This window comes from Mucilaginibacter sp. OAE612, from assembly GCF_041806395.1.
GTDB lineage: Bacteria > Bacteroidota > Bacteroidia > Sphingobacteriales > Sphingobacteriaceae > Mucilaginibacter > Mucilaginibacter rubeus.
Window position 1 is genome coordinate 2224277 of record NZ_JBGMUW010000001.1, and the last position, 15301, is coordinate 2239577.

Annotated in this window: 8 protein-coding genes; 6 read left to right on the forward strand and 2 right to left on the reverse strand. The window is 43.4% G+C overall.

Annotated elements, in window-relative coordinates; translation table 11 throughout:
- Positions 1-17: 17 nt before the first annotated feature.
- Positions 18-911, reverse strand: coding sequence for a sialate O-acetylesterase (locus tag ABID99_RS09345; protein WP_373613529.1), 894 nt, complete (start codon positions 909-911; stop codon positions 18-20).
- Positions 912-2189: 1278 nt separating this feature from the next.
- Here ABID99_RS09345 and ABID99_RS09350 point away from each other — a divergent pair.
- The 4 genes from ABID99_RS09350 to ABID99_RS09365 all read left to right on the forward strand — a co-directional run bounded on the left by ABID99_RS09350 (position 2190) and on the right by ABID99_RS09365 (position 12998).
- Positions 2190-5387, forward strand: a complete 3198-nt coding sequence (locus tag ABID99_RS09350) for a SusC/RagA family TonB-linked outer membrane protein (protein WP_373613530.1) — start codon at positions 2190-2192, stop codon at positions 5385-5387.
- Between the two features lie 24 nt (positions 5388-5411).
- Positions 5412-6971 (forward strand): RagB/SusD family nutrient uptake outer membrane protein, encoded by a 1560-nt coding sequence (locus tag ABID99_RS09355; protein ID WP_090526123.1) that lies wholly within the window; start codon positions 5412-5414, stop codon positions 6969-6971.
- 109 nt (positions 6972-7080) lie between these two features.
- Entirely contained in the window at positions 7081-10653 is a 3573-nt protein-coding gene (locus ABID99_RS09360; protein WP_373613531.1) for a VCBS repeat-containing protein, read from the forward strand.
- A gap of 185 nt (positions 10654-10838) precedes the next feature.
- The gene (locus ABID99_RS09365) at positions 10839-12998 is read left to right on the forward strand and encodes an FG-GAP-like repeat-containing protein (RefSeq protein WP_373613532.1); all 2160 of its coding nucleotides are present in this window, start codon (positions 10839-10841) and stop codon (positions 12996-12998) included.
- A 44-nt stretch (positions 12999-13042) separates the two neighbouring features.
- Here ABID99_RS09365 and ABID99_RS09370 read toward each other — a convergent pair whose 3' ends face one another.
- On the reverse strand, positions 13043-13276 hold the full coding sequence (locus tag ABID99_RS09370) for a hypothetical protein (protein ID WP_373613533.1): 234 nt from the start codon (positions 13274-13276) through the stop codon (positions 13043-13045).
- 132 nt (positions 13277-13408) lie between these two features.
- Between ABID99_RS09370 and ABID99_RS09375 the strand changes: the two genes are divergently transcribed.
- Both ABID99_RS09375 and ABID99_RS09380 read left to right on the forward strand, forming a co-directional pair.
- Complete coding sequence (locus tag ABID99_RS09375) at positions 13409-13864, forward strand: MarR family winged helix-turn-helix transcriptional regulator (protein ID WP_090526120.1); 456 nt, start codon at positions 13409-13411, stop codon at positions 13862-13864.
- Positions 13865-13869: 5 nt separating this feature from the next.
- The gene (locus ABID99_RS09380; RefSeq protein WP_373613534.1) at positions 13870-15285 is read left to right on the forward strand and encodes a PEP/pyruvate-binding domain-containing protein; all 1416 of its coding nucleotides are present in this window, start codon (positions 13870-13872) and stop codon (positions 15283-15285) included.
- Positions 15286-15301: the final 16 nt, after the last annotated feature.

The window sequence follows — 15301 nt, forward strand, 5'->3', positions numbered from 1 at the left end:
ATAGAAAAATATCGATATTACCTGCCGGTATTCCCTGTTGCTTGAACAGGTACAGGATTGGTGATGGCGGGTGCCTTGTAACCCAACAGATTGAGCACTTGTAATCCATATCGTGTGCCTAAAATTCGATAGCCCTCAGCGGTGAAGTGCAGCTTATCTGATGCAGCCGGGCAGCCGCTTGAATTGATCACATATGCGTTGGAGATAACTTCAGGAAGCTTATCAATTATGTTGTTCATAGCAGCACACTTGCCGCCCTGGTCTTCATTAACAAGCTCGCCAGCCAACAAGGGAACTTTTCTGGCCTTCAGGTGAAGATCTTTTAATAGCATATCATAAATGCCTTTCACTTTCAGTGTCCAAAGCGTATCATTTGGATTAGATTCGCCTTGGTGCAGCAAGATGCCTTTAATCACGCCGGATTTTTGTGCCAGTTTAGCCATCTCGACCAAATGGCCATAGGGATTGCCGCCATATTCGTTGATCATATTCACCATCCAGGAAGGTGCGGTGGCTGCATAATCCTTATAACTGTCTTTTTGGAACAATTCAATTTTACAACCAGCTACCGATACGTTCACAATACCAACTGTTACATCGCTGGGCAGGGTTGCTATCAGGGTGCGGCCAAAGTAGTCGGCAGGGGTGAGGCCGGTATTGCAGCGTGCCAACGGTGGCACGGCGGTGTACCAGTTGCCCTTGGCCCGTTTAAGGTTAGGGCAGTCCACGGTTTCCAGTACTTGTAAACGCTGATCAACTATGGTATCCTGTGGCTGTATGCGGGCGTTACCTTCCATATTTGATTGACCGAAGCACAAAAAAATATAAAACTTTTTGTTTTGGGCTGATGCATTACCAACAAATAACAAGACGATTGCCAACAGGGTAAGAGAAAAGATCCTTAGATTCATTTGATGTTCTTTTAGGTTTTGCAGCAATCAAAATTGGCTGCCAGTCTGCTGATAAAAATAGGCCAACCTATAATCATACTATTACAACAATTGTTGAAAGTGCTATAACAATTGTTTAGGGCATTTTGCAATAGTCTACAAAGAACAGCAATAAGTTAGGAATGGGGGAGCGATTGTGCGTTTAGTAAACCAATGTGTTAACCTTTTCAACATGTGTGTCATTTAAAGTTTACCATCCTTAATACATTTGATTGCTTGAGGTGTACTAATCCTGGACTACATAACCTTAACAAAGTTTACTGATATGATCAATAATTATTTGTAGCATTTGCGTTAACGCGCAAATACTTTATCACATACTTACAAGATATAATACCTCACCTTTATTACTTTTCTTTTTTTAAAATTGGTTGTAAGGACAGCGCGAGGCTGTCCTTATTTGTTTCCTGTAAGCAGGTATGCTAAAAATATTTATTATTTCTATAGCTATAAATCAATAAGATTTATTGTTTTAACAATACCTAAATACCGTGTTTCGGGCAAGTTTCGCAATCGATTGTTGTTGGCGGTATTTTTGCCTTCAAATTAACAAACCAGTGCCAGTTTCTGGTAAAGAAAATCACCAGTGTTCAACTCGTTTTGATTTTTGTTTTGTATTTAAATAGCTTAAAATCAATGATTTGTAATTTTTTATCGGTCTCAAAAATCTACATTGAGGCACGTCATATATCATGCGGGAAAACTGTTTTAAAATTCAAAGCAAACCTTGCTGTAGGGAGCTTGCTTAAACAAATGTTGTAAGATTAAGATAAATACTGCGCTACCTGCCCAACCGCGAAAGATAATTTTACCTCTGTTATTACAATCTGCTTTTAGCCGGCTGTAACAATAAGTACTGTTGGTATTACAACGTACAGATTACCAATTATAAACATGTTGACCAATAATGGAGCATTCGTGGCATTTGTCGTTTGCTGTCCGGTTCGGCGTGGGATACTGTTTGAAATTGAAAACTAATAACACCTACATATCAATTATCAATCAATTAACTAACAAGAAAAATTATGGAAAGACAAAAAAGAGATTTTCAGATCCTGGATAAGTACGGAACAGCTAACGGATAGGTTTCGTCGTTCATTTAAATCCGGTAGTTACCATTAGGTAAGGCCAGGATAATTTTAGGCATTTACAGCTTAAACGATATCGGTAAATGTTGCCCCGAGAGCAAATCAGGTCAACGTTTCCTTAATCGAATCGAAAATTTTAAACCTTAATAACATGAAGTATTCTTTACAAAAAATTTATAATAACAAATGGCGTTACGCTACGCTCATCTTAACCGGATGCGCGCTCGCAATGCCATCGGTGTCAATTGCACATAATCGTGGTTCGGCAGGTTCATTAAATGGCATTACCATTAACAAAAATGGCGCTTTGAAAATGAAGCCTGCATTCAACGTTTCGGGCAAAGTTACTGATGATGATAACCAACCCCTGCCCGGCGTAGCGGTTTCCATAAAAGGCACAACACAAGGCGTAACAACTGATGCCGGCGGTAATTTTAAAATAGTGGTGCCCGGCAATTCAGCTGTGCTGGTGTTTAAGTTAATTGGCTTTGCACAGCAAGAGATCACGGTTACCAGCGCTGCTGAGCTAAAGGTGCAAATGAAAAAAGATACCAAGAACCTGGAAGAGGTTGTTGTGGTTGGTTACGGATCGCAAAAACGTGCCAAAGTTACCGGGGCGGTTTCATCAGTTAGCGGCAAAACCCTGGCCTCTTTACCTGTTGGCGGTATTGAAGCGTTACAAGGCCGTATAGCCGGTCTTACTGTTACCAATAATGGCGGTCCGGGAACCGGGGCTATTATTTCATTGCGTGGTATTAGCTCTGTGAATTTCGGATCTGATCCTTTATACATCGTTGATGGATATCCGGGTAGCCTCACAGGCGTTGACATTAAGGATATTCAAAGTATCGATGTGTTGAAGGATGCGAGTGCTGCGGCGATCTATGGTTCCCGGGGTACAAACGGTGTTATCATCATTACCACTAAAAAGGGGAGCAACAATAGCCGCACAGAGGTAACTATCGACTCATACTATGGCATACAAAATGTAATCAAAAAGTATGACCTGCTTAATACCCAGCAATACTTGCAATATGAGCGCGCTCTTAACGGTTCAGCCACTCCTGTTATAGCTATACCGCCGCGCCTGCTGCCAGAAAACTTTAACAAACCAATTTATGCGGGTAGTTCCCAAACCTTTGCTCAAACAAATACCAACTGGCAGGACGCGTATTTCAGGAGTAATGCTCCGATTCAGCAGCACAATGTGGCATTGAGCGGCGGCAACGCGGTGACCCGCTTTTATACTTCGGCAAATTACTTCGATCAGCAGGGTATCGCCCAGGGCTTAAGCGCTTACCACAAGGCGATTCGGGTTAACGCCGATCATACGATTGGTAAAATCCTGTCGTTTGGCGAAACATTCAATGCCATCATCAATCATCAGCGTTACGGCGTAGATGCGGGTAACCGTTCTGCCATAACAAATGTGGTGAGGATGCAGCCATATCTGCCAATCTACAATCCAAATAATGCCGGCGGGTTTATGGGGCCGCAAAATAGTTTCGATGGCTCAGACCCAACCAACCCGATTGAAGCGGCCAAACTGATTGATAATACCAATCACGGTTATACTATCCACGGTAATGCTTACGCTACGCTGAAGTTTACTTCATGGCTTAACTTTAAATCAATTTATGGTATTGACTATGGCAGCAACATGAATAATACTTACACGCCTATTTATAATGACGGTGGTACCTCTCAATCGCCAACCGCGGTTATTAATTACACCAGGGGCACCAGCACCACGCAACTGTACTCGCAGCAGCTTACTTTCGATAAAACGTTCGGCAACAAGCACCATGTTAATGCCGTTTTAGTTTACGAGGCCCAAAGCTCACGCGGCGACAATCAGGTTTCTTCGGGTAACCAAAATACCAATACGGTAAGGACACTAAATGGCGCGACTAATCTTTTCACTAATTATACCTACGGCACCAATCTCCTCGTTTCAGAAGTAGCCCGTTTGGGTTATGATTTTGAAGGCAAATATCTGATATCAGGCTCTATACGTCGCGACGGTTTATCTGTATTTGCGCCGGGGCATAAACATGAAAGTTTCCCTGCCGCGTCATTAGGCTGGAAGGTAGACCAAGAAGATTTCATGAAGTCGCTCAAGTCGGTTTCGTCATTAAAGCTGAGGGCCGGTTATGGTGTAACAGGTATCAATGGCACCGTATTGGGCAATTATCCTTATTTGCAACCGATATCATCTAACATAGCTACCTATCCGTTCAACGGTTCACTGGCCGATCTTGGAAATGCTTCGTTTTACAGTGGTTTAAGTAACCTCAATTTGTCATGGGAAACAACTAAACAAACCAACATTGGTTTAGATCTGGGCTTGTTCCAGGATGTCTTTACATTATCTGCCGAGGTTTATACCAGGAAAACCGATAATCTTCTATTAACAGTACCTACCTCGCCCAGCCTCGGTTTTAACGGTACCGGGACCTTAGCTAACGTGGGTTCAATGCGTAACCGCGGTTTTGAAGTTAGTTTAGGTTATCATAAAACACACGGCGAATTTAAATATGATATTACCGGAAATTTTTCCCTCAACAGAAACAAGGTTTTAACGCTTAGTACCGCCAATGCTTCCATTACCGCCGGCGGCGACGCGGATTATGGCGGTGGTGATCCTATAACCAAAACAGCAGTTGGGCAGCCGGTTCAATCATTCTTTGGCTATATTGCAGATGGGATATTCCAAAACGCCGGTGAAGTTGCTAATTCAGCAAAGCAAACGAATGCCGCTCCCGGCGATATCAAGTTCAGGGATATAAACCACGATGGTGTTATCACTGATGCTGACCGCACTTTTATTGGTAGCTATCTGCCAAAATTCACCTACTCGTTAAACTACAGCGCTTCCTATAAAAATTTCGACGCGATAGTGTTTTTCCAGGGCGTTTATGGCAACAAGATATTTAATGGCGAAAGGATTATCCTCGAAGGCATGCCAAGGCTTTTCAATGCCGGTACCAATGTGTTAAAGGCATGGACACCTACAAATACCAACACAAATATCCCGCGCGCCATTTCAGGTGATCCGAACGGCAACAAAAGGCCTTCAACCAGGTGGATTGAAAGCGGCTCATACCTGCGGGTTAAAAATATGCAGATAGGCTATAATTTCCCAACCTCATGGTTAAAGTCAAAAACAGACAACGCGTTGAACAGGCTCAGGATTTACGTGGCATCAACCAATCTTTTAACATTTACTAAATATAAAGGTCTTGATCCCGAAATCGGCTCTCGTAATGGTACCCTTACCAACGGTATTGATTACGGCCAGTATCCGCAGCCAAGAACAGTTCAGCTAGGTTTACAGGCGACCTTTTAATGATTAATTTAAAAAGATACAGCAATGAAAACGAAGAAAATATACATATGGTCGGCCCTTACAGCTATTATGGTAACGGCAACGGTTAACTCCTGCAAAAAAGGGTCCCTTGACACCAGCGACCCTAATAATGTAACAACGAACCAATACTACAAAACCAGCGATCAGTTAACCAAGGGGGTAAACGCTATTTATGTTGCCATACATAGCCTGGGGCTGGTATCAAGGGAGTGGTTTTTTATTCACGACCTCAGAAGTGATGAAGTTGCAAGCGGCGGCGGGCAGCTTGAAGCCCCAAGGGGACAGATGCTTAACGGTAATGTTGATCCTGCCAACTCGGTGATGAACTCTGTTTGGAATACCTGGTACACAACTATTTTCAGGGCGAATGTAGTTATTGCGAATGGGCCTAATGTAACTGATAACACGGCCCTGCGTGACCGGTTGGTTGGCGAGGCTAAGTTTTTGCGCGCCTGGGCTTATTTCGACCTGGTTTCACAATGGGGAGGGGTGCCGGTTTATACAACGCCTGCTAAGGCAGTTGGCGATTTTCAGCCACGCTCATCCGAAGCAGAGGTTTATGCCTTAATTGTTAAAGATCTTCAGGATGCAGCAGCCGTTCTTCCTGAAAAAACCGGTACCGATAAAGGCCGGGCAACCGCTTCTGCGGCAAATGCTATGCTGGGCCGCGTATTAATGCAAACCGGTGATTATGCCGGTGCTAAAGCTGCGCTTTTAAAGATCCCGACAACCGGAGCAAACGGCTATACCCTTACTGCCAGGTACCTCGACAACTTTGAGGAGGAGACCGAATTCAATAGCGAATCCATCTTCGAGATCGTTTTTGTTGACAAAGGCGACGGCGGATTTAACTGGGGCGGTGACAGTCCTACTGAAGCGCAGTCTACCGTACGTAACCAGGAATACAACCCCATAGCATGGAGAAATCTTATTCCGTCAAACAAATTGATTAACGAATTTGAGAACACTGCTACCGGCGCGGCCAAATCTGATCCCCGTTTTCACTACACCTGTTACCAATCGGGCGACACTTATAATAAAGGTGCGTCGGTGCTAACAGACGGCGACCAGAACGGCAACTCGTCAGTGATGAACGGCGTAACCAAAAAGATCAGTTTTCGTAAGTTCATGATCATCTACAAGGAAGGTTTGCCGGCAGCGGGTTTCCACCCGGGCGGCAATAATCAACGCATTATCCGTTATGCCGAGGTTTTATTGATGCTGGCCGAATGTGAAAATGAGCTGGGTAATATTCCTGCAGCAATTAACTACCTCAATATGGTTCGTGCACGTGCGGATGTTGCTATGCCTCTTTATCCAACAGCGCAATTTCCTGTAGCGTCAAAAGCTGATGTGGTAAAAGCCATCATGCACGAAAAAATGGTGGAAATGGGTTGCGAAGAAATAAGAAATATCGACATCCTTCGCTGGAGGAAAAAGCAATACTTCACCACTGACCCATTCCCATATTTCAGAAAAGGAAGAGATGAACTATTGCCAATTCCTCAGGCCGAGCTGGATAATAACCCTAAGGTAAACGGACATCAAAACCCTGGCTATTAATACTTAACTTGCTTATATATAGCAATTAAAAAGTATAGAGTTTCGGACTTGTTAAAAGAGATAGGCTGTGCATAGCAGCCTATCTTTTCCATATAAAACCAATTTATAAATGAAGAAATTTTACCCGGCTTTATTACTCGTTAGTGTTGTTCTTTTTTCATGTGCTAAAAAGAAAGCAACACTGTTCGAATTGATACCGTCTTCGCATTCGGGCGTTACTTTCAATAATTTAATTACCGAAAACGACTCTATCAACCCGATTGACAATGCCAACGTTTACAATGGTGGCGGAGTTGGTATAGGTGATTTTAATAACGACGGCTTGCAGGATATTTACTTTTCGGGTAATATGGTATCAAACAAGCTGTACCTAAACCGTGGCGACTTCAAGTTCGATGATATCACCGATAAAGCCGGCGTTAATGGTTTAGGAAAATGGGGCAGAGGCGTTGCCGTTATTGATATTAATAATGATGGCTTGCAGGATATTTATGTATGCAATTCGCTGCTACAGGATAGCGTTAAAAGGCAAAATTTGCTTTACATAAACCAGGGGGCAGATAAAGAGGGGGTACCGCACTTTAAGGAAGAAGGCAAAGAATATGGCCTAAATATACACGCATATTCTACCATGGCAACCTTTTTTGACTACAATAATGATGGCAAGCTGGACATGTATCTTACCGTTAACCGCCCCGGCGATGGCTATTACGCAAACCAGTTTCGCCCGATAATCGCGGACGGCAGCGGTAAGAGTACAGGGAGGTTATATGAAAGCAAATGGGATGCCCAACTTAAACACCCGGTGTTTAGCGATGTATCCAAAAAAGCCGGTATATCCATTGAAGGCTATGGGCACGCGGCAACTATTGTGGATATAAACAAAGACGGTTGGAAGGACATTTATGTTACCGACGATTTTATATCGCCCAATATTCTCTACATCAATAATGGTGATGGTACATTCACCAATAGATCTAAAGAATACTTTAAGCACACCTCGATGAACTCGATGGGGCAGGACATCGAAGATTTAAATAACGATGGTTTGGCCGATGTATTTGAACTGGACATGTCACCACCGGATAATTACCGGAAAAAAATGATGTCGATGCCGGAAAGCTACCAGTCGTACGAGTTATTTAATCATTATGCATACCAATATCAATATGCACGTAACACCTTGCAGATAAACCAGGGGCCGGGATTGGGGCAGAATGATTCTATCAAGAACTCCGTATTCAGTGAAACCGGGTTCTTGAGCGGAGTTACAGAGACCGACTGGAGCTGGACGCCTTTGATAACAGATTTCAACAATGATGGTTACCGTGATATCATTGTAACCAATGGATTTCCGAAGGATGTTACTGATCATGACTTTATCGTTTACCGAAACAATCCTTATTCCACAGCCTCAAAAAAAACTGTTATTGACCAGATTCCTACAGTCAAGATCCATAATTATGCTTTTCAAAATAATGGCGACCTAAACTTTGGTGATGTTTCCAGCCAATGGGGATTGGATTTACCGACCTTTTCAAACGGCGCCGCTTATGCTGATCTGAACAATGACGGTGCAATGGATATGGTGATCAATAACATCAATGACGAGGCTCTTATCTATAAAAACAATAGCCGCGCACTTACCTCCAAACCATCAAATTACTTGCAGGTAAAATTGAATGGCAACAACTTTAACAGGGATGGCATTGGTGCCTGGGTAGATATCTATTATGCAGGCAAGCAACACCAGGTATACGAGAACAATCCTTATCGTGGATATTTATCTTCTATCCAAAACATCGCGCACTTTGGCCTCGGCAAAGTCAATAAGCTCGATTCTGTAGTAGTGAGATGGCCGAATAATTATAAGCAGGTAATAAAAAATGTAAGCGCTAACCAAACGCTGAAAGTGAATATCAATGATGCGCGTCAGCCTTATAGTTGGGTTATACCCCAAAAAAACAGGGGTGCACTGTTTACAGAAGTTACAGGTACGGCAGGTATTAGTTACAGGCACAAGGATGATGATTTTCCGGATTTTACCATCCAGAAATTATTGCCTCATAAATTTTCGGCGTATGCTCCGGCGCTTGCAGCCGAAGATGTTGATGGCAACGGGCTTGATGATATTGCTATCGGTGGTAACAAGAAATTTCCCGCTCAGGTTTTCCTGCAGCAGGCTAACGGTAAATTTAATCAGCGAAATTTAATTGATGTAAAACCGGACAGTGCAAATTATAAGGATGAAAGTTTATTGTTCTTTGATGCCGATGGCGATGGGAAGCCAGATCTGTATATGGCCAGCGGGGGATATGAAAGCGCGCCGGGTTCAAAAAATTATGCAGACCGCATCTACCTCAACGATGGCCGCGGGCGTTTCAGCGAACAAAAAGGTGCCTTACCCGGTAATTTTACAAGTAAGCTATGTGTCAGAGCGTTCGATTATAATAAGGATGGCAAGCTCGATTTGCTGGTGACGGGCCGTGTTGATGCCTGGCATTATCCCAACCCGGTATCCAGTTTTATTTTACGAAACGACAGTAAACCCGGGAAGCTGCAATTTACAGATGTAACGGCATCAGTTGCCCCTTGCTTAAAAAATCTGGGGCTAACCTGTGATGCCCTGGTTACAGATTATGATAATGACGGTTGGCCGGATCTTGTTATAGCGGGTGAATGGATGCCCATTACGTTTATCAAAAACGTTGGGGGCAAATTCGTTAACTCCACAGCAGCGTCTGGTATTGCTGATAAGATCGGCTGGTGGAATTCCATCGCGGCCGGCGATTTCAGGCATTGCGGTAAGATAGACTATATTGTTGGCAACCTGGGAAAGAATAGTTTTTTCAAAGCCAGCGATAAAGAGCCCGTATATATCACGGCAGGCGATTTTGATAAACGTAAAACCACTGATGCCTTTCCATCCCTATTCCTCCCCGACACTGACGGGGTGAAACGTGAATTTCCATCTTTTGTTCGCGACGATGCTATTAAGCAAATGATCAGTCTCCGAAAAAAGTTTGTTAATTACAGATCCTTTGGCCACGCAACGTTGCAGGATTTGTTATCGCCTGAACAACTGAAAAATGCCTTGCGGTTAAAAGCCAATACGCTTACTTCATGTTATCTCGAAAATTTAGGAAACGGGAAATTTAAAATGTACCCTCTGCCAAACTATGCGCAGGTTTCTGCCATTAACGGAATGGTAGTGGATGATTTTGACGGTGATGGCAATTTAGACGTAGCTATTAACGGGAATGATTACGGCACAAATGTTTCGGTAGGCCGGTACGATGCCTTAAACGGATTGCTTTTAAAAGGCGATGGCAAAGGAGGGTTTAAGCCATTGACGATTTTGCAAAGCGGGATCTGTTTTCCCGGCGATGGGAAAGCCCTGGTAAAACTTAAGGGGAAAGATAGCCGTTACTACCTCGCGGCCAGCGAGCATAACGGCAATTTGAAGTTGTTAAAGCTCAACGCACCGGGAAAAACTATAAAGATCGGGCCGCAGGATGCCTATGCGGAAGTATCTGCAAAAGATGGTTCGGTTACCCGGCAGGAGTTTTATTATGGCTCGTCTTTTTTATCACAATCGGCAAGGTTTCTGAAAATAAGCCCGGACGTGCAGAAAGTTAAGATTGTATCTAACGATGGCCGGTGTAGGGAAATTAAGCTTTAATAATCCGCTTGTGGTATTCAAAATATAACACCTTCAATATTGATCAGAGTCTTAAGAAAAAATAATGTGTAGCTAATTTTACTGAAGGAATGCCGAAGAATGTAATTGTCAATTTTGCTTTGAATTTGGCCCGTGGAAAAACGTCGTTAAATATTTATGCAAAATTTTTGCTATTGATACTTGCCATGTCATTTATTACATCATGCCGCGAATCATCCGAGGGTAAAATGATCCAGATCATTGCCGGTCTGAACCAAAAGGATTACAACAGCCGCAATCCGTTTTGTCCCGAAGCGAAAGTGGCGCAGTGCGATAGCTTACTTAAACTGCCGGGCAGGGAAAATGATTTTTATCTTTTAAATACCAAGGCTAAGCTTTTATTGGAAACCGGTGACGAAACACAGGCTGTTGCCATTTACGAAAAGATGGTGAGGGGGGCCGATAGCTCAAAACGTGATTTATTTGAACCGGATATGGCACTGGCCTACATGAGGTTAGGCGAGCGGACTAATTGTATGTTGAACCACAACCGGATGTCATGTACCTACCCAATAAGGGATAACGCAATTCACGTGAATCAAACAGGGTCGCGACATGCCATTGCAGTTTATGAAAGTATTTTGAAGAAGCATCCGGCCGACCTGGAATCCCGCTGGATGCTCAATATCGCTTACATGACACTGGGGCACTACCCCGATAGTGTGCCCAAGCCCTTTTTAATCCCAGATCTCAATAAAACATCCGCGACAAAAATAAAGTCGTTTACCGATATGGCTGCCGATGTTGGTATTAAACTGAGAAGCAGGGCGGGTGGCGTTATAGCGGATGATTTCAATAACGACGGTTACCTTGACATAGTAACTTCAGGAACGGAACTTGATGATCAAATGCATTATTTTCAAAATAACCAGGACGGAACATTTATTGACAAGTCTGAAACAAGCGGGTTGCGGAAGTTTACCGGTGGGCTGAATATTCAGCAAACTGATTACAACAACGATGGGAAGATGGACATTTTTGTACTGCGGGGTGCCTGGAAAAAGAACGGTTTTGGTAACCAGCCTGCCTCACTGCTGCGTAACAATGGCGATGGCACATTCACGGATGTGACGATACCCGCCGGATTACTTTTTTATCACCCTACACAGGCGGCAGTCTGGGCTGATTTTAATAATGATGGATGGCTTGATGTATTTGTAGGGGCGGAGGGTTTTAACAACGGCGACAGCGTCAATATCCACCGGAGCATGCTTTATATAAATAACCGGAACGATACCTTTACTGAGGTTGGCCATAAAGCGCATTGCGATGTAATGTCATACGTAAAAGGGGTTACATCGGCAGATTTTAACCATGACGGGTGGCCGGATATTTTTATTTCAACAATGGACGGGCGTAAGTACCTTTTAAAAAATAAAGGTAACAGCGGGAATATCCCCGACTTTGAAGACGTTACCAAGCAATCCGGGATATTGGCAAATACCAACAGCACTTTTACTACCTGGTTTTTTGATTATAATAATGATGACTGGCAGGATATCCTGATTGCAGATTACAAATTCGAGGCCCCGCTGGGATATTATTCGGCTGCCGAAGCGCTCGGAAAGCCCATACCCAATGCAGGAAACATTTACCTGTATAAAAATAACCATAACGGCACTTTCACCGATGTTACCAAACAAACGGGTCTTGATAAAGTAGTGTTCAGCATGGGCGCAAACTTTGGTGATATTGATAATGACGGCTTTCCCGACCTGTATTTTGGCACAGGCAACCCCGATTTTGGCTCCCTTATACCCAATAAAATGTTCAGGAACGTAGACGGACAGCGGTTTGAGGAAGTTACAAGCGCGTCCGGAACGGGAAACTTGCAAAAAGGCCACGGTGTAGCGTTTGCAGATTTCAGGAACCGTGGCTTACAGGATATCTTCATTGAAATGGGCGGGGCTTACGCCGGCGATGCCTATACCAGTGCATTGTATGTAAACCCTGGTCAAAATGATAACAACTGGATAAGTATAAAGGCAGAAGGGATAAAAAGTAATAAAGCTGCCATTGGCAGTCGGTTAAAAATAACATTTGTTGACAATGGTGTTAAAAGAAGTGTTTACCGCGACTTAAACTCGGGTGGTAGTTTTGGTTCATCGCCCATACAGGCGGAAATAGGGGTAGGGCATGCCGGGCTTATCGAAGAGCTTGAAATAACATGGGCTGGCAGCCATACTGTTCAACGGTTTCGTAATTTGCAGGTAAACCAGTTCGACCATATTACAGAAGGAAAAGGGAAAGTGGCCGTGGTTCAATTAAAAAAACTTAGTATCAATAATATGGCGATAAAAATGTGAGATCTCGCTTAAGTCGAGATAGCTATCGGTTAATTCACGGTCACTTACACCAAATAAGCTCTGGACGATATGTGGGAGCATAAAAAGGCAATCAACGTAAAAGGCTGTTTGATCATGAGCGTTTCCGGTTGGATTGTTTGTGCATAGAGGTTAAGATATCCGGTATCCGATCCAGAACGTTTTCCTAACGCCGTTTGAAACACTAGTGTAGGGCAGCCATTGGCATAAAGCGGCAAAATAAAATCAGCACTGAGGGTTTTGCTTTCAATGATCAGCATACCAGTGACATATTCGTCAAGGTCGGGAGGCGGAAACAACGTAATTATATTCACCGATTTCTAAATTACTTCTTTCAATTAATAAAATAAAATTATCTTTGTAACTAAGATAATCAAAGTTACAAAGATATTGTGAAAAGCGAAGCTATTACCCGGATAAGAAAACTAAGCCAGTTGTATGCTTATACATCCATTCAAATGCATGAAAATATCGCTCGAAAAGCCGGACTATCAGGTACCGATCAAAAATACCTGGGCTTTTTCCTGGTGAAAGGGGCCATGACAGCCGGTGAGCTTATGGAAGTAACAGGGCTTACCAGCGGCGCTGTTACAGGTTTGATTGACCGGTTTGAGAAAAAAGACCTGGTCAAAAGAGAATTTGCGAAAACGGACAGGCGAAAAGTATTGGTAGTGCCGGATACTGAAAAGATAATGCAGCTCATGGCTCCGCTTTACAAGGATTATCGCAGCCATTCGGAGCAATTGATCGGTTCTTTCGCTGAAGAAGATTTGAAAATTATCGAAAAATTTTTGGAAGGATCGATTGCAATTATGAATGAAACAGCCAATCAGTTTAAAGACAAGTGAGGTATATGAAAAACAGAAGTTTATACATTGTTGATTTAAAAAAGGCCGATAAAACGTTTATTAAGTTAATCGGGGGCAAGGGGGCAAATCTGGCAGAATTATACAAAATTAAGGCGCTTAATGTGCCTGACGGTTTTTGTATAACCACTGAAGCGTTTAAAGAAACTGTTGGGAACGACCAGGAGTTTAATTCACTGCTGGAGCAATTAGCATTGCTAACCGAAAACCAAAAGAATGAGATCAATGAAATAAGCAAAAAGATCAGAACGCTGATAGAATCGATAGCTCTTTCTCAGGAACTGAAAAACCAGATCGTTGCGCATATGGACCAATATGGAAGTGATTACGCTTACGCCGTTCGTTCAAGTGCGACAGCGGAGGACTTAGCCACCGCATCGTTCGCCGGACAACAGGATACCTACCTGAACGTTATCGGCGAAGCCGCTATTTTAAAACACATCAGCAAATGTTGGGCATCTCTTTTTACAGAACGTGCCATCATCTACCGGCTTCAGAATGGCTTTGACCACCGCAAGGTTTACCTGGCTGTTATTATACAGCAAATGGTAGTTGCAAAGGTAGCCGGCGTGCTATTTACGGCCCATCCTGTTACTGGTAACAGGAAAGTGAGCTCGATAGATGCGAGCTTCGGCTTGGGGGAAGCACTGGTTTCTGGTTTGGTTAACGCCGATAATTACCAGGTCCGTGCTTCAAGAATTATTGAAAAGAAGATTTCGGAGAAAAGGATCGCTATTGAGATCATTAAAAATGGCGGTACTGAGCAAAAAGAGATAGGGCCGGAGCAACAAAATAAGCAAGCGCTAACTGACGAGCAAATTTTACAACTCGAACAAACCGGCAGGATGATCGAGGCACATTTCGGCCATCCCCAGGATATTGAATGGTGTTTAAGTGACGATAAATTCTATGTTGTACAAAGCCGGCCAATCACCACATTATATCCTGTGCCAGCGGCAGACGACTTGGAGAACCGGGTTTATGTATCTGTAGGACATCAACAAATGATGACTGACGCATTTAAACCACTCGGCATATCCGTTTGGATGTTAACCGGAAACCGCGCGATATTCAAAATGGCTGGCGGAAGGTTATTTGTTGATATCTCGAAGGGGCTGGCTTCGCCGGCAGGCAGGGAGAATCTTTTAAATGTATTGGGGCATTCAGATCCACTCATAAAAGATGCCCTGATGACTGTAATCGATCGAAACTTTGTAAAAGAGGACCCTGGAGCCAATATTCCCGGACAGGTTAAAGGTCATCACGGGATGTCGGCGGCGGATATACTTGCGGAAGCGGGAGCCGATGCCGGGATTGTGGCCGATCTCATCAGCAGCAGCGAAAGGTCGGTATCAGCATTGAAAGATAACATCCGGGCAAAAAACAGGCCCCGATGTATTTGATTACATCCTGGACGAT

Bases quoted from the DNA above. Each gene is read 5' to 3' on its own strand.
- ABID99_RS09345 (WP_373613529.1), bottom strand. From the start codon at position 911: ATGAATCTAAGGATCTTTTCTCTTACCCTGTTGGCAATCGTCTTGTTA.
- ABID99_RS09350 (WP_373613530.1), top strand. From the start codon at position 2,190: ATGAAGTATTCTTTACAAAAAATTTATAATAACAAATGGCGTTACGCT.
- ABID99_RS09355 (WP_090526123.1), top strand. From the start codon at position 5,412: ATGAAAACGAAGAAAATATACATATGGTCGGCCCTTACAGCTATTATG.
- ABID99_RS09360 (WP_373613531.1), top strand. From the start codon at position 7,081: ATGAAGAAATTTTACCCGGCTTTATTACTCGTTAGTGTTGTTCTTTTT.
- ABID99_RS09365 (WP_373613532.1), top strand. From the start codon at position 10,839: ATGTCATTTATTACATCATGCCGCGAATCATCCGAGGGTAAAATGATC.
- ABID99_RS09370 (WP_373613533.1), bottom strand. From the start codon at position 13,276: ATGCTGATCATTGAAAGCAAAACCCTCAGTGCTGATTTTATTTTGCCG.
- ABID99_RS09380 (WP_373613534.1), top strand. From the start codon at position 13,870: ATGAAAAACAGAAGTTTATACATTGTTGATTTAAAAAAGGCCGATAAA.